Source organism: Microcoleus sp. MON1_C1 (assembly GCF_036701945.1).
GTDB lineage: Bacteria > Cyanobacteriota > Cyanobacteriia > Cyanobacteriales > Microcoleaceae > Microcoleus.
In genome coordinates this window covers 37,737-53,460 of the sequence record NZ_JAUBRO010000008.1, presented here as the reverse complement: position 1 = coordinate 53,460, position 15,724 = coordinate 37,737, and the positions used below count along the sequence as shown (strand labels likewise).

14 protein-coding genes are annotated in these 15,724 nt (G+C 46.3%); 7 read left to right on the top strand and 7 right to left on the bottom strand.

Features of this window, described 5'->3' with window-relative positions; all coding sequences use genetic code 11:
* Positions 1 to 1,435: 1,435 nt before the first annotated feature.
* Complete coding sequence (locus QUA62_RS06505) at positions 1,436 to 1,612, top strand: hypothetical protein (RefSeq protein ID WP_333403120.1); 177 nt, start codon at positions 1,436 to 1,438, stop codon at positions 1,610 to 1,612.
* Between the two features lie 30 nt (positions 1,613 to 1,642).
* A complete protein-coding gene (crtH, locus tag QUA62_RS06500; protein WP_333403118.1) occupies positions 1,643 to 3,187 on the top strand; it encodes a carotenoid isomerase in 1,545 nt (514 codons plus the stop codon).
* A 152-nt stretch (positions 3,188 to 3,339) separates the two neighbouring features.
* Here the strand turns inward: crtH and QUA62_RS06495 are convergent, their stop codons facing one another.
* A complete protein-coding gene (locus tag QUA62_RS06495) occupies positions 3,340 to 3,780 on the bottom strand; it encodes a pentapeptide repeat-containing protein (protein ID WP_333403116.1) in 441 nt (146 codons plus the stop codon).
* Positions 3,781 to 4,310: 530 nt separating this feature from the next.
* Between QUA62_RS06495 and QUA62_RS06490 the strand changes: the two genes are divergently transcribed.
* Entirely contained in the window at positions 4,311 to 7,673 is a 3,363-nt protein-coding gene (locus tag QUA62_RS06490; protein WP_333403115.1) for an EAL domain-containing protein, read from the top strand.
* A 212-nt stretch (positions 7,674 to 7,885) separates the two neighbouring features.
* On the opposite strand, the gene sipA is transcribed toward QUA62_RS06490, so the two are convergent.
* The 3 genes from sipA to QUA62_RS06475 form a co-directional block, all read right to left on the bottom strand.
* Positions 7,886 to 8,125, bottom strand: coding sequence for a regulatory protein SipA (gene sipA, locus QUA62_RS06485; RefSeq protein WP_333403113.1), 240 nt, complete (start codon positions 8,123 to 8,125; stop codon positions 7,886 to 7,888).
* A gap of 356 nt (positions 8,126 to 8,481) precedes the next feature.
* The gene (locus tag QUA62_RS06480; RefSeq protein WP_333403111.1) at positions 8,482 to 8,688 is read right to left on the bottom strand and encodes a hypothetical protein; all 207 of its coding nucleotides are present in this window, start codon (positions 8,686 to 8,688) and stop codon (positions 8,482 to 8,484) included.
* A 4-nt stretch (positions 8,689 to 8,692) separates the two neighbouring features.
* Positions 8,693 to 9,061: a GIY-YIG nuclease family protein gene (locus QUA62_RS06475; RefSeq protein ID WP_190658018.1), complete on the bottom strand. Its 369-nt coding sequence runs from the start codon at positions 9,059 to 9,061 to the stop codon at positions 8,693 to 8,695.
* Positions 9,062 to 9,267: 206 nt separating this feature from the next.
* On the opposite strand from QUA62_RS06475, the gene rbfA reads away from it, so the two are divergent.
* The 3 genes from rbfA to QUA62_RS06460 all read left to right on the top strand — a co-directional run bounded on the left by rbfA (position 9,268) and on the right by QUA62_RS06460 (position 12,105).
* Complete coding sequence (rbfA, locus tag QUA62_RS06470; protein ID WP_333403109.1) at positions 9,268 to 9,711, top strand: 30S ribosome-binding factor RbfA; 444 nt, start codon at positions 9,268 to 9,270, stop codon at positions 9,709 to 9,711.
* Between the two features lie 54 nt (positions 9,712 to 9,765).
* Complete coding sequence (locus QUA62_RS06465; protein WP_333403107.1) at positions 9,766 to 11,388, top strand: glycoside hydrolase family 3 N-terminal domain-containing protein; 1,623 nt, start codon at positions 9,766 to 9,768, stop codon at positions 11,386 to 11,388.
* 486 nt (positions 11,389 to 11,874) lie between these two features.
* Complete coding sequence (locus QUA62_RS06460) at positions 11,875 to 12,105, top strand: DUF4327 family protein (RefSeq protein ID WP_006635016.1); 231 nt, start codon at positions 11,875 to 11,877, stop codon at positions 12,103 to 12,105.
* Positions 12,106 to 12,179: 74 nt separating this feature from the next.
* On the opposite strand, the gene QUA62_RS06455 is transcribed toward QUA62_RS06460, so the two are convergent.
* The 3 genes from QUA62_RS06455 to QUA62_RS06445 all read right to left on the bottom strand — a co-directional run bounded on the left by QUA62_RS06455 (position 12,180) and on the right by QUA62_RS06445 (position 14,692).
* Positions 12,180 to 12,584, bottom strand: a complete 405-nt coding sequence (locus QUA62_RS06455) for a hypothetical protein (protein ID WP_333403105.1) — start codon at positions 12,582 to 12,584, stop codon at positions 12,180 to 12,182.
* Positions 12,585 to 12,938: 354 nt separating this feature from the next.
* Positions 12,939 to 14,072, bottom strand: coding sequence for an ABC transporter ATP-binding protein (locus tag QUA62_RS06450; RefSeq protein ID WP_333403103.1), 1,134 nt, complete (start codon positions 14,070 to 14,072; stop codon positions 12,939 to 12,941).
* A 50-nt stretch (positions 14,073 to 14,122) separates the two neighbouring features.
* Positions 14,123 to 14,692: an HD domain-containing protein gene (locus QUA62_RS06445; protein ID WP_333403101.1), complete on the bottom strand. Its 570-nt coding sequence runs from the start codon at positions 14,690 to 14,692 to the stop codon at positions 14,123 to 14,125.
* A 178-nt stretch (positions 14,693 to 14,870) separates the two neighbouring features.
* Here QUA62_RS06445 and QUA62_RS06440 point away from each other — a divergent pair, with 178 nt between their 5' ends.
* Positions 14,871 to 15,494, top strand: a complete 624-nt coding sequence (locus tag QUA62_RS06440) for a Uma2 family endonuclease (RefSeq protein ID WP_333403099.1) — start codon at positions 14,871 to 14,873, stop codon at positions 15,492 to 15,494.
* The last annotated feature ends 230 nt before the right edge of the window (positions 15,495 to 15,724 follow it).

Here is a 15,724-nt window from a genome sequence, read left to right as displayed (position 1 = left end):
TACCTCAATTAACCCTCCGCCAGATTTGGTATCCCCTGATAACTTATTGGTTAACCACCTATTGCCAAGTGGGTCAGACTTTATCAATTGTCATCGATCGCACCCAATGGGGCTGTATAAACCTACTCATTGTAAGCCTGGTGTGCGAGAAGAGAGCTATTCCTTTATCCTAATCGCTGTTACCCAAGCCTTGAAGTAGTAATTTGACAGCAACATTGGGATGCGATCGCAGAACTTTTACCGCTCTTGAAAGATTATAAAGTAGTGGTTTTAGGAGACGCCTGAATTTTGCTCGGTCGAGCTGGCTAAGTGGCTCAGGGAGGCAGGTGTATATTTTTGTTTCGGCTTAAATGCTCTCTTGGTATCGAAACCGAACCTCAAATCTGGCAGCCGTTGAAGCAGCTAGGATTAGTTCCCGGAAATTCTCTCTATTTCCCTGGAGTCAAAGTCAGAAAGACTCAACCGATAGGGGGATTTGATGTAGCTGGTAAATGGAAAAGAAAATATCGGGGCATATTGGTTAAGGAGGGTTGGTTTATCCTGACCAATTTAGGCTCTCTAAGCGAGTGCGATCGCTGCCTACCAAAAGCGCATGGGAATTGAAGAGATGTTCCGAGATTATAAAAGTCGAGGTTATTATTTAGAGGGAACAGGCTTAAAAGGTACGCGACTGATGACCCTCATTTGATTAATAGCACTCGCTTATAGTAATGCTATCATACAAGGGACAACGGTGAAAATGAAATCGGTCAAAAAGTATAAGCTGTTACGCATCTAAATTGTATTTTTGGGGGGCGGGACGCCTACCCCACAAGAATTTGCTCGAATTTGATTGTCAAATTTAGATGCGCCTCAGCTTATTGTTCGTCCTAAAGAATCAAAAAGAAAGTATCAGAGGCGGAGTACCTTTGGCAGCGGTCTAGATAGCCAACAATGGGTTACATACAAGGACAAATATACCGGAGCAGTTCAAGAGTTAATGAAATTAACCTTGAATAAGCGCCACTTTTATCAACGGGGGATGAGGGCTGTAATTCAGATTAGGTCTAGCTCTTAGCTCTTTTTGTCACCCCCCCAGGCAAATGATGGCTGCCGTTGGCAATAAACAGCCATTTTATCAGCAGGGCCTGAAGGCTATGATGCTTATCCAGCAACATTTTTAGCTTCCTTGTTGCCCCCTCAAGTTAATAAGCCTTTCACCGGCGGTCTCTCCTGTCCAACCCTACTCGCCACAAGAAAACTCACTCTTTGTCGAACCGGGCCGAAAGCCTGTTCTTGAGAATTGTGCCAGATCTAAGTTAGAACCCATTCGCCGATCGACCTTCATCAGCTTATTGAAATATTTTTCCAATAGTATTGACATTAATTAGCAACAAGGCTATAGTGATTTTTAGTGTTCTCCTCTCAAAGGATCGGCAGACGGGGGCAGTCGGCAATGGTAGACTGTTCCCGCATTTTTTTTTTTAAGCAGGGGCATCGGGCATCGGGCATCGGGCATTGGGGATTGGATATTGGGCATTGGGCATTGCCGAATTTCGGTCTTCCTGACATCCGTTACATCCGCTACATAATCTCTTACCGAACTTCTTGCTTGGGGAGCGATCGACTGTAAAATCATAGAAATATTAAGATTTTTAACCTAATGTCAGCTCCTACCCAATCCCAGTTATTTTCTCCCAACTCCCGCCCTACACAGCAAGAGTTTGATGTGATTGTCATCGGTTCCGGCATTGGTGGACTCGTGACGGCCACCCAGCTAGCGGCGAAGAAAGCCAAAGTTTTGGTGCTAGAAAGCTATACAATTCCGGGGGGTAGCGCTGGATATTTCGATCGAGAAGGCTACAGATTCGATGTCGGCGCCTCCATGATTTTTGGTTTCGGACAGCGGGGCACCACCAACCTCCTCACCCGCGCCCTGAAAGCAGTCAACGTCACCCTAGAAACTATTCCCGACCCCGTACAGCTTCACTATCACTTACCCGACGGCTTGGAACTTGAAGTTCCCCAGCCTTATGACAAATACTTGCAAGAATTAACAGACAGGTTCCCTCACGAACGCGAAGGAATCCACAAATTTTACGGCGAATGCTGGAACGTCTTTAACTGCCTCAACGGGATGGAATTGCTATCCCTAGAAGAACCCGGATATCTCGTCCGAGTCTTTTTTCAGAATCCTTTAGCCTGTTTGGGATTAGTAAAATATCTGCCTCAAAATACTGGCGACATTGCGCGGCGCTACATAAAAGACCCTACTTTGCTGAAATTTATCGACATGGAATGCTACTACTGGTCTGTAGTACCTGCAGACTTGACGCCGATGATTAACGCCGGCATGGTATTTTCCGACAGACATTACGGCGGCATAAATTATCCCAAAGGCGGAGTCGGTCAAATTGCCCAAAAATTAGTCGAAGGATTAGAAAAATGCGGCGGGAAAATTCAATACAAAGCTAAGGCGAAAAAAATTATTACAGAAAAGGGTCGCGCTGTCGGAGTCGAGCTAGCAACCGGCGAAGTTTACCGGGCAAAGCGGATAGTTTCTAACGCCACGCGATGGGATACTTTCGAGAAGTTGCTGCCTGCAGAAGAGATGCCCGCTAGCGAGAAGAAATGGCAGCAGCGCTATCAAAAAGCCCCCAGTTTCTTGAGTTTGCATTTGGGAGTGGAAGCAAGCGTAATCCCTGCGGGTAGTGCCTGCCACCACATTTTGTTAGAAGATTGGGACAAAATGGAAGCGCCGGAGGGAACTGTTTTGGTGTCAATCCCGACCGTGCTCGACCCGGATTTAGCTCCCGCAGGATATCACATCGTTCACGCTTTTACTTCGAGTTGGATGGAAGAGTGGGAAGGACTTTCACAGCAGGAATACGAGGAGAAAAAGGAAGAGGCGGGAGGGAGAATTATTGAAAGATTAGAAAAGATTTTTCCCGGTTTAGATGCCGGTTTGGATTATATGGAAGTTGGAACAGCGCGCTCTCACCGCCGCTTTTTGGGGCGCGAAGACGGAACTTACGGGCCGATTCCGCGACAGAAGCTAATGGGTTTGCTGGGAATGCCGTTTAATCGAACTTCTATGCCTGGTTTGTATTGTGTGGGCGACAGTACGTTTCCCGGACAGGGTTTAAATGCCGTGGCATTTTCTGGGTTTGCTTGCGCGCACCGAATTGCGGTTGATTTGGGTTTTTAGCGGTCGTAGTAGGGTGCGTCAAATTGTTCGCTTGAAATACGACATAAAATGTGAGGCTCCGGGGCAGCCTACAAAAAGACTAAAAACCCGGTTTCTGGAGAGAAACCGGGTTTATAACCTCAAAATTGGTGTTTTCCATTCTTTTAATGAGTTTACTGGTCGTAGCTGCCGCCGATGCCGATTTGGGTATTGTAGATTTTCGCATCTGTGATCGTCATATCTTCCATCGATGCGCCGGATACGTCAGCGGTGTTAATGATGGCTGCGGTCAGATCTGCCCGATCGAGGTCTGCGTCATTTAAACTGGCATTAGTCAGGAAAACTTGGGTTAAGTTAGCACTCGTCAAGTTAGCACCCGTCAAGTCAGCACCTTCGAGGTTGGCACTAGATAGGTTTGCTCCTCGTAAATTTGCTTCTCTCAAATCAGCACCAATTAAATGAGCTCCCGTTAAATCTGCTCCTGACAAGTCGCACTTAAAACATTGCCCGGTTGACAATAACTGTTGGACGTGAGCGGGATTTTCAGCGCGAGCCGGACCGGCCAACAGTAGGGGAGTAATTAAAAAAGTAGCGGCTAATAGATTGCGTTTCATAATCCCTTTTCCTCACCTGACTCTGTATTTAACTTCTTGTCTTGATATCTACAATCTTACCACGGTTGTTTTCGGAAGCTGCGATCTAATTCACAGATGGGCTGTGATATCGATTCCCCTCAACAACGCATAGATGGTCTCGACAAGCTCGCAAAACATAATTTCGCAAAACTTAACACTGCCGAACTTAATACAGTGCCTTTTTGTAGTAACCTTTTCTAGGTTACCTAGGATAGGCAACAGATGCGTCTTTCTGAAGATGGAGATGATTCGCAATACGAGGGATGATTTTAGGGATGATCCTATCGCAAAAAGTTTACATAAAATACTTTGTTTTTAATAAAAGTGTCACGAGACTGAAAAATTAATTTAAAATAAAGATAAGCTTATACCTTTATAGGTAGAGGAAAAGCAGTCACTGGCTTGATCCCCAGTCCAATCTCGGCTGCATTTTTAACAATAAATTTTAATTAGGTCTCAGCAGCGCCGTAAAAATCCACCTAGTGCTTGGAAAGCAGCACTTTTTTGGAATGTCGCAGAGTCCACGCGATCGCAAAACTCAATTAAATATGCTCAAAAACGATTCATCCAAGTATCTCCCAACCTTAGCTCAAGTAATTGACCGCTATCCCTTGACAGTTGCACCCGATACCCCACTAGCAGAAGTAATTACCCTGATGGGTCAACGGCGCGGAACTTGCTCTCTAAACCCAGACATTCCACCAACCGATATCTATCAGCCACTAACAGAAATAGCAAATCCCCCCACCTCAAGCGCATTTAGAGACGCGACAGGTATCTGCGTCTTTGTCGTGGAAGAATCCCTAGAAAAATTATCCTCGCACTCTGCTCCACATTCTCAATTGCAAGGAATCTTCACAGAAAGGGATCTTGTCGATTTGATTGCCTCGGGCAAAAACTTAAAAGGTATCACCATTGCAGAAGTAATGAGGCAGCCTGCTGCAACTCTCACAAAATCCGAGACTCAAGACATTTTCAGCGCCCTAATTCTGCTGGGGCAACGAAGAACTAAGCATTTACCAATATTGGATAGTGAAGGTCAACTCTTAGGAGTAATTACCCCGGAAAGCATTCGCCAAGCCATGCTGAAACCGGCAAATATCTTAAAAATGCGCCGCGTGAAAGAAGTAATGACCGCACAAGTCATTCAAGCACCTCGCTTTGCGTCAGTTAGGAGTTTAGCCGAGTTGATGGCGCAGCACCGCGTTAGCTGCGTAGTAATTACTGAATCAACAGAATTATCGAGAAATTTACCGTTCCCCATTCCAGTAGGTATAGTCACAGAACGGGATATTGTCGAATTTCAAGCTTTAGATATAGATTTGTCGAAAACGATCGCCCAAACTGTGATGAGCACCCCCTTATTTAGCCTCAAGCAAGAAGACTCGCTGTGGGTAGCTCATCAGGAAATGCACCAGCGTTTAGTCCGCAGGTTAGTAGTAACGGGGGAACAGGGAGAACTCCTGGGAATAGTTACTCAAACCAACATACTCCGCGTACTTGACCCGATGGAAATGTCCGGGGCGATCGATGTTCTGCACGATGCAGTGGCAGAAAGGACTAAGGAATTGCAAAAAGCGATCGCATCGCTCAGCTTGACTAACGCCAGACTAGAAAGCGAAATTGCTACCCGCGTGCGGGCCGAGGCCAGGCTTCACCTTTTAGAATCTGCTGTAGTGAACGCTAACGACGCAATCGTGATTATGGATGCCGGAGACAGCGATATCTCCGACCCCACCATCATCTATGCCAACGAAGCTTTTACCCAAATGACGGGCTACCTACCCGAAGAAATCATCGGGAAAACCCCCAGTTGCTTGCGCGGCCCAGAAAGCGATCCAACCCAAGTCGCTAAAATTCGCCGTACTTTCTCTCGCCGAGAACCCCTACGCCTGGAATTGATTAACTACCGCAAAGACGGTTCAACATATTGGGTGGAACTCAACAGCGTACCCATTGCCGACACCTCCGGAAACGTTACCCACTGGGTGTCGGTGCAGCGAGATATTACCGATCGCAAGCGCATGGAACAAGCATTTTTTGAAGAAAAAGAACTCGCTCAGGTTACTCTACAATCGATCGGCGATGGCGTCATCACTACTGACGCCGACGGCTGCATTTCCACCCTGAATCCAGTTGCCGAAACACTTACGGGTTGGTCTACATTGGAAGCTAAAGGTTTGCCCCTCGCCAGCGTGCTGAGAATAGTTGACGAAACTACCAGGCGCCCCACCGAAAATATCGCCGAAATCGCTTTGTGCGAAGGTCGGATTGTTGACCAAGGACACAACAGCTTGCTGATTGACCGCAACAACACCGAATTTGCGATCGACCACTGCCTCGCCCCCATCCACGCTAGCAGCGGCGAAATTGTCGGGGCCGTCGTTGTGTTCCGAGATGTCACGCAAGTGCGAACTCAAGCGCGGCAACTCACCTGGCAGGCAACTCATGACCCCCTGACGCAATTAGTCAACCGCCGGGAATTTGAGTACCAGCTAGAGCACGCCCTACACGGCGCTCAAGGTTACGGGCAAGAACACGTGATGCTTTACCTGGATCTCGATCGCTTCAAAATAGTTAACGACACCTGCGGTCATGCTGCAGGGGACGAACTGCTGCGCCAAGTCAGCCAGCTATTTAAAAGCAATATCCGCAAAACCGATATTTTGGCGCGTCTGGGCGGCGATGAATTTGCTGTACTCCTGTATAGTTGTCCCGTCGAACGAGGATTGAATGTTGCTGAAACCCTGCTGCGAAGCATTCAGGGATTCCGGTTTGGGTGGCAGGACAAAACTTTTTCGATCGGCGTCAGTATCGGTTTGGTAGCAATCAATCCCAAAACAGCCTCCACATCTGCGATTTTGAGCGCGGTCGATATGGCGTGCTACGCTGCTAAAAATAAAGGTCGCAACCGGGTGCAGGTTTATCAAGCCGGCGATCGAGAATTAATCAAACAGCACGGCGAAACCGAGTGGGTAGTGCAAATTCATCAAGCTTTAGAAGAGAATCGCTTTTGCTTGTATTCTCAGCCGATCGTACCTTTGCTCAACTCTCCAAACACCGGAACCCACTGCGAAATCCTCCTGCGCCTCCAGCTTGAAACTGGTGAGTTGGTGTCGCCGATGGCGTTTATTCCGGCGGCCGAACGCTACAATTTGATGCACGCGATCGACCGCTGGGTAATTCGCACTTTATTTAGCAATTTATCTAAAATTTTCACGGCCAATTTATTAGTCCAAAACCCCGGGGTAGGCAGCGATAAAATAGTTACCTTCCCTGCTTGCTCTCTTTCTGATAGGCAATCGTCATTTGGCAAATATCCCAGCCTTTATTCAATCAACCTTTCTGGGGACAGCCTCAACGAAGAAAAGTTTATCGAGTTTATTCAGGAACAGTTTTCCATCCATCAAATACCGCCGCAAATAATTTGTTTTGAAATTACAGAAACCGTGGCGATCGGTAATCTCAGTAAGGCAGCCAGCTTGATTTGGCAACTCAAGGAACTAGGCTGCCAGTTTGCCTTGGACGACTTCGGCAGCGGGATGTCTTCCTTTGCTTACCTGAAAAGCTTGCCGGTTGATTATCTCAAAATAGACGGCAATTTTATTAAGCATATTGTCGATAATCCTATTGATATCGCCATGGTGGAAGCTATTACCAAAATCGCCCACGTCATGGGCATTAAAACTATTGCCGAGTATGTGGAAAATCAAACAATTATGGATAAAATCAATGAACTAGGGGTAGATTACGCTCAAGGCTATCATTTGGGAAAACCTCAGCCTTGTAACTTCACATCTCCTATTTTAGAAGAAGTTTTGGGGGAGTTTCCTGTTAATTCTTTGGCTTTTAAGGCTAAGCTGGCTTGTTGAAGAAGGAAGTTGGGCAACGAGCAAGCAATGGGATTTAACGGATTTAAGGCAGGGATGTGGAGGTAAGAAGGAAAAGGGAGATTTTAAGTTCTCACATCGTTTACTGTTGTTTCGGAATGATTTAACCGCAGAGGGCGCTGAGTCTCCCGAAGAGAGAGGTGAATAATTCTGATACCAACGAATTTGATATCAGATCAATTCCCCATTCCCCACTACCCATTACCTTCTACATTACTTTCCGCCGATTCAATGTACTGACTGTCTAACAAAAAAGCACCTTTTTCAAAGCGAATTCCCCAATAATTGCCGGGGCGCCGATCGATCACAACGCCTTCAGCGCCGATCGCAATTAAATTCGCAGGCCGCAGCATCGGCATCGGTTCGGCAGTTTTGACGTAAGGCGGCATCGCCACAACTCGGACTTTTTGACCGATTGTAAATTCTTTTTCCATGAGTTTTATTCCTTTTGGCGATCGGTTTAATCTAGTAAAACGTTCTTCTTTTAGAGCCCAGACTTCTTCAATAAGTCGCGGATGTGGGTAGGTGTTTTTTTTTAGGTAGGCTTACTTATCTTTCAAGTGTTTGACCAGCATACAATTCTCCAAGCTAAAGGATTCTTCATCTAAAAACCTGGATATTGCCATTTCTATCGCGTAGGAGAGAGAACATTTAAGTTCATTGGACTGGGACAATAGGGCAGCTTTTCCTAGTCTGGTCAATAATCGACAAACTGATGAATTGCTTCGGGAGAAAGGTGTTGCGTGGCGATAGTTTGAGTCATGATTCTCTGATTTCAAGTTCCGATTCTTTAGTTGCCTCGCCCCGGTTTGCAATCGGCAAAACCAAGTGCTTCGCTATCGAGGAAATTAGCAATTGCCATTTCCACAACAATTTCGATCGGATATTCAATTTCCGCAGCACGGGCGATGAGGGCGGAACGAATTCGTTCTGGAAGGTATTTTAGGATGGCTTCGGCATCAGCAGCAGATAGTTGTTCCAGAGTTTTTGATTGCATGAGTCTAGTTTTCCGGTGGGATTTGAACGTTGTAGGGCGGCTCAGTTGCTCTCAGAATAATTGCTTCTAGCTCTAATAATAACGCAGGGTTGCTCCACGCCGAGAGCGGGTGAATGGCGATCCGAACATCTTCCCAGTTGTATTTGTCGAGCCATGCCCAGAGAAATGCTTTGTGTCCGCCACTAAATCTACCGCGCAAGCTTTTGGTTTTACCGATGTAAAGCAGGCCATCCACACGATGTCTGACAGCATAAAGTCCAGGGCGAGAGGGGATGGTATTAAAGTTGTGGCTGAGGGGTTGGCATTGCTCGAATGGGGTGAAGGCAAGGGTGTCAAGAATTTGGCGGGCTTCTTGTTGGATAGAATCGGGCATGATGATAGGAGATCGTATTTGCCGGATGATTTTATATTGAGCGATCGCAAAAGTAGCAAATTGGGCAAGTTTATGTCATTATTGGCTGCGCGCTGCAATCTCAAACCCTAATTTCCTCCCCGATCGCACATAACACCCGATACCGATCGCGCTACAATTGTCAATCGGGATGAAAATGGCTGATCTAAAAGTAGGGGATAGTTTCTATGGCTACAAATCGTCGCATTGAGCGTGTAGCTTCACTGATTAAACGGGAAGTCAGCCTGATGTTGCTGAATGGAATCAAGGACGACCGTGTAGGTGCTGGTATGGTTAGCGTTACCGACGTAATTGTTTCGGGAGACCTTCAGCATACAAAAATTTTTGTCAGCATCTACGGTACTGATGAGGCAAAGGCCGAGACTATGGAGGGCTTGAAATCTGCTACTAGCTACGTCCGCAACCAGTTGGGTCAACGGGTGCAACTGCGCCGGACGCCGGAAGTGATTTTTCTCGAAGACCATTCTTTGGAACGGGGCGATAAAATGTTGATACTGCTGAATCAGCTTTCTGCCGATCGCAAACCAGGTATGTTTGATGACGAAGAATTGGCCGATGGCAATGAAAATGATGATGATGATGATGATGATTTAGAAGCAGACGAGGATTAGTGTCTGAAGGTAGTCAACAGTCCACACTCAACAGTCCACAATTTCCCATTACCCATGATTGACAATCTTTCCTTACCAGAACTGGTGGCCCAGATGTTCGTGGTGCGCGCTTCTGGCTGCTTGTTCGACCACCAAATTCGCTATCCCGAATGGGAACCAACAGCCAGCAAACTCCGCTATTATCTCGAAAAGTTGGGCGTCGGCGGTGTGATTTTGGTCGGGGGAAGTGCTGCGGAGTTGGCAGTTCGATCGCACCAATTGCAGTCTTGGGCCAAGTTTCCGCTGCTGCTGGCGGCTGATATTGAAGAAGGTGTCGGCCAGCGGTTCGCCGGGGCGACTTGGTTCGGGCCGCCGATGGCGATTGCTGAAGTGGCGCGGCACGATTCAGGTAAAGCCGATCGATATGCTGAACAAATGGGCGCGGTGACTGCGATCGAAGCTAGGGCGATCGGTCTAAATTGGATTTTCGCACCAGTGGTTGATGTTAACAACAATCCCGACAATCCTGTGATTAACGTCCGCGCTTTTGGCGAGACACCGGAAATTGTCGGGAAATTAGCCGCTGCTTTTATTCGCGGCGCAGGTCAACACCCGGTTTTGACTACAGCTAAGCATTTTCCCGGCCACGGAGACACGGCGGTTGATTCTCACTTGGAATTGCCGGTTTTGCCGCATTCGCCAGCGAGATTGACTGAGGTTGAGTTACCTCCTTTTGTCGAGGCGATCGCCGCTGGGGCCGATGCTGTGATGAGTGCTCACTTGCTGATTCCGGGTTGGGATGCCGACTTTCCTGCTACTCTTTCTCGCAAGATTTTGATCGGGAAGCTGCGAGAAGAGTTGGGATTTGAAGGTTTGATCGTGACGGATGCTTTGGTGATGGGTGCGATCGCCAATAAGTACGGCACTAATGAAGCTGCTGTTTTGGCGGCTGAGGCTGGTGCTGATGTTTTGCTGATGCCGCTTGACCCGGAAGGGGCGATTCTGGCTGTCTGCGAAGCTGTCTCTCAAGGGCGGCTTTCTAGATCACAAATAAAGGAATCTGTCAAGCGAATTTGGTCGGCTAAAGCTAAAGTCGGTTTGTTAGTAAAGGAAAAGGAAAAAGCAGTAAATTCAACATCGATCGAGTCGATCGACTTAAGTTTGCTGGCAAACCCAGAGGCAAGGGCAACTGCTGCGGATATTTTGCGAGATTCTTTGAAATTTGGAGGTTCTCTGCCTTTAGTGGCGAAAAAGCCCTTAGAAAACCAGCTTTTGCGGAATTTGATTGTTGTAGATGATGTTTTGGGGTGCGAGTTTTTGGGCAACCACACTCCGGCGATCGCCATTCCCGAACAGTTTGGTTACGAATTGCAACTAATTGACGATCGCACAGGCGCGATCGCTGAAAATACAGGTGCAGAGCATTTTTCTCCGACGCTGCTGCAAATTTTCATTCGCGGCAATTGCTTCCGAGGCAGTGCTGGTTTGACCGAAGCAGCTCAAGATTGGTTTAAGAAATTATTAAAGACGGGTGAACTGCAAGCTGTATTAATTTACGGAAGCCCCTACGTTTTAGAGCAATTTTTGCCACACTTGCCTCCGAGTATTCCTTATGTATTCTGTTTTGGGCAGATGCCGGCCGCGCAATCTCTCGCTCTAGAATTGCTGTTCGGCATTAACGAAACTGGTAATGCTTGAGTTGCCGGACTCCTGAATCTTTCCTTTGCAGCTTGCTACCTCAAGATTTTAATTCATCAACCCGGTTTCTCGCGTGAAATTCTGCCTTTGGGGGGAGAAGCATCCAGAAACCGGGAATCGGGCTTTAGTGCGTAAGTCCCGAAGTGATACCAATTTCAAAAAAGAATGCAACTGTAGGCAAGCTACAAACCCATATCCAGTCATTCATTCCCAATTCTAAAATCTAAAATCGCTCGACTGAGGTCTGAAATATAGAAGGGTATGAGCTTTCCAACAGATCCACCTCTTAGCCGGAAAAATGTGCCACGTCTCTACCTCCCAAGACTGATTCGATCACTTATTCCTCATTGCTAGAATTTTTTTCACTTAACCGTAGTGAATTGTATACCTCTATACTGACAAAATTTAACTTACATATCTGGAATTTTGGATTATATTATTACAAAGGTCATAATTTTTTTTTTACTAAAACCTTGAGGGCGCATTATGATTCAGTCCACTATCAAAATCAAATACTCTTTAGATGTCATCCAGGATGAAGCCCGTCACCTCGTGCACGAGGGCGTGCTGAGCCGCCAACAGCCTATCTACACGCTCTGCCAATTCATCCCGCCCCGGGAATGGGCTTGCGTGGAGTGCGAGCTAGAAAAATGCGACTTCTTGCTGCGCGATCGCATCGCCGACCTGATCGGTTCTGAAAACTGGGACAATGACTAAAGTTTGGTTCTTTTAAATAAGTTGGTAAATCACTTTGCAAATAAACTCCGGCTGTATTAAAGACTCTTGATTCTTTAATGCTGGGAATTTTTGACACGCAAATTTTCCAACTCGGTCCTCAGCGCTGCCATCTGTGCAGTTAATTCTTGAATCTCTAGCTTTACGTTAGGCTGTACAACCGACTCGGGAGGAGCATCAGTGGTTGCATCCGATTGCTTGGGCGAGACAGATTCGCTCTCTGCATTCTCCCGATCGTCCGGTTGAGAGAAAATAGTATCTACAAAATTCCGGGCTTCTCGATCGGTCATTTCTCCTTTTTCCAGCAGCTCATCGGCTAGCTGGCCCAAATCTGACTTCAGTTTGTCAAGATTTTCTTCTCGCTTCACGGGATCTTGCAATGTCTCAATTAAAAAGGAAGTTGCACCTAAAGTTAGGTGAAATCCTGTTTGCAGCATTTGAGGCAGGTTGTCGGGGTTCATCTAAAAATGCCGCTAGAACGTTTTTCTGAGTTTTTGGTTCGCTAGTTGCTCCCAAGTGAGGGCGTAAAGCCGCTTCTTAGCGGGAATATCCTTGCGTTGTGGGTTCCGATCGCCCTGAGTCAGGAAAGAGGAGCTTTTGGGGGGAGGTTTTTCCGTTGTGCCAATACTAAGTGTATCATTACTTCGTAAATTAATAAATGTCAAGTGTAAAGTTTTGTAACTACAAATCGAGACTTTCCCAGTGGAAGGCTCAGTCTATTTGAGATTTGAGATTGGAGATTGCACAGGACTTACCCACTGCGACTAAAAAAACCTGGTTGCTGGCCAACCGTGCGTAAGCCCTGTTCAAGCCCGTTAAGGATACAGCGCTTCACCGGTGGAAGGGTCAAATATAAATAGTCGATCGAAGTCAAGCTGTACCGTCAGCCGATCGCCCGATCGCAAGCGAACACTCGCAGGTACTTGCACCTGTAAAGTAGTTTCAGCGTTCAACGAAGGCAAACTCGCCCGGATTAAAGTTTCTCGCCCCAGAGGTTCCACTACTTTTACCTCTACATCAAGAGGGACTTTTTCTAATGCCCAAACATCGGCTTTCAAATCATCTTCTACTGCGTTTGGTGGCGTAAACATTTCTATATTTTCTGGACGGATGCCCAAATCAAATCCTTGTCCTTCTCTCGCCTGCAATTTTTTCTGAATCGAGGGCGGACAGGCTAAAGCTTGATTTCCTACTTGAAAGGATTCGTTAGTATAAATTGCAGGCAAAATGTTCATGGCGGGATTGCCTAAAAATGTGGCAACCATGCGGTTAGTTGGTTTAGCATAAATGCTTTGCGGGTCTCCAATTTGTTGAATTTTACCCCCACTTAAGACTACAATCTTATCAGCTAAAGTCATCGCTTCCACTTGGTCGTGGGTGACGTAAATTGTGGTAATTCCCAGCCGTTGATGCAGTTGTTTGAGTTCTGCTCTAGTGTCGTCTCGCAGTTGAGCATCGAGGTTGGAAAGCGGTTCATCTAAAAGAAATACTTTCGGTTCGCGGGCGATCGCCCTTCCCAGTGCTACCCGCTGCTGCTGTCCGCCTGATAGCTGTTTGGGCTTACGCTTGAGGAGGTGGTCGATCGAGAGCGATCGGGCTACTGTTTCGACTCGTTCTTGAATTTTAGTCGGGTCAACATTCCGCATCCGCAATCCAAAGGCCAAGTTTTCGGCGACAGTCATGTGCGGGTAAAGCGCGTAATTTTGAAACACCATTGCTACATCCCGCTGTCTCGCCGGAATGTTGTTAACTAAATTATCTCCGATGTAAAGATTGCCGGAAGTTGCGGTTTCTAAACCTGCAATTGTCCGCATAATTGTGGATTTCCCGCAGCCGGATGGCCCGACTAATACCCAAAATTCCCCGTCCGGGATTTTGAAGCTGATGTTTTCGATCGCGGTGACGTTTTGGTAGCGTCGGGTAATATTTTCTAAGCGAACATTTGCCATTTTGCGACTGTAATTGGTAATTGATAATTAGTGATTTTTACCTTCAGTCTTCAGCCTTCAGAAAACTGTTCCAATTCTAAAACTGTGCGGTCTAATTCTTCAACTATAGGCGTTAACTCTGTTTTGCGGAATGCTTCTACTAAAGAACGATAATACCAGAGAGAACCGTCTTTGCCACCTTTGAAGCGTTCCCAAACAGTATCTCCTAATTGACGGATATCTTTCAGGATCGATCGAACATTATAAAGTTTATCAGCAGCCGAGACTAATCTCACTGAGCCACAAGCTGTAGAAATGCGATCGATATAAGCTTGTTTTCGCTGACGCCAAGGGGGTTTCGGCGTCGCGTCACTGTCGGTACAGCCGTCTACAATCGCTGTGACGGTATCCCCAAAGCGACGGCGGATGGCTTCGCGGGTGGTGGCGCCACCTTGATCTTCGATCGCATCGTGAAGCAAAGCTGCGATCGCCTCATCTTCATTTGCCCCATATTCTAAAGCTATACTAGCCGTGCCCAACAAATGGGCAATGTAGGGAACGCCCGAACCTTTGCGAAGTTGGGTAGCGTGCAATTCGGCGGCATAGGTGAGGGCTTCAGAAAAACGGTTTGAGAGAATCATGAAAGTCACCTTTGTCAATTGCTATGATATATAAATTGTAGGGCTAAGTTTAAAAAACAAAAATTGTTTTTTCTCGATAGCTGATATCCACTCGCCCTGCCCAATTCAATAAGATCATAAAGATGCGATCGAGAGCGATCGTGTGTAAACTTAAAATCATCAAATAGAGGTTGCGCTTGTGACAGCTACTACAATTTCGCCCAAAAATGCAGACCCAAAATTAGATCCAGAATTCCCGCCAAAATTAGAAAATATAGCAGACAATCAGCCGGAATCTGAACCTAAAAAAGTCATATCTCTAGAAGAGTTTTTAGTCAACCCTACTGATAGAATAGAATGGGTTGACGGCAACTTAGTGGAGAAAACAGGAATGACATTCAAGCACAGTCTAGCTCAATCTAAATTAGCCCGTTTCTGGGGAAATTATAAAGACTCTAGCGGACAGGGAGGAGAAGTTCTTACCGAAATAGTTTGCCGCACTGGCAAACAGGGTCGCCGTCCCGATGTTGCTTACATCACTCCTGAATTGTTGCCACAATCAGGCAATTTTACAGCATTTTCCCAAAGTTTTCCCTTGATAGCGGAAGTTGCTTCCCCGGAAGATAGCGGCGAAGAGTTATTTGCCAAAGCTCAGGAATATTTGGAATCGGGATGTTTAGAAGTTTGGTTGCTGTTTCCTGAAGCTAGATTAATATTTGTCAATGCAGGGCAACGCTGGCGGTTGTTTAATGGCGATGAAGTTGTTAACAGTCAAAGTGTGCTTGCAGGTTTTAGCGTAGCCGTCAGTGAATTGTTGGCTTGAGGAATTTGTTTAATTAATTTATTAAGACGATAAAAAGTGAGCTTATAAAAATAAATTCAAGGTGAGAAAATTTAGTTTAGTTTAAGACGCGGTTTAATGAGAATGTGGGAGTGAGAAAAGCGAATTTAATATCGTCGTAGGTACAGATGTAATTTTGATGTAGTGATACAGTTGCTCCTAATTGTTCTATAAGTGCCGCTTTTTTTAATCAAAGCCAAAGGCGTTTTTCG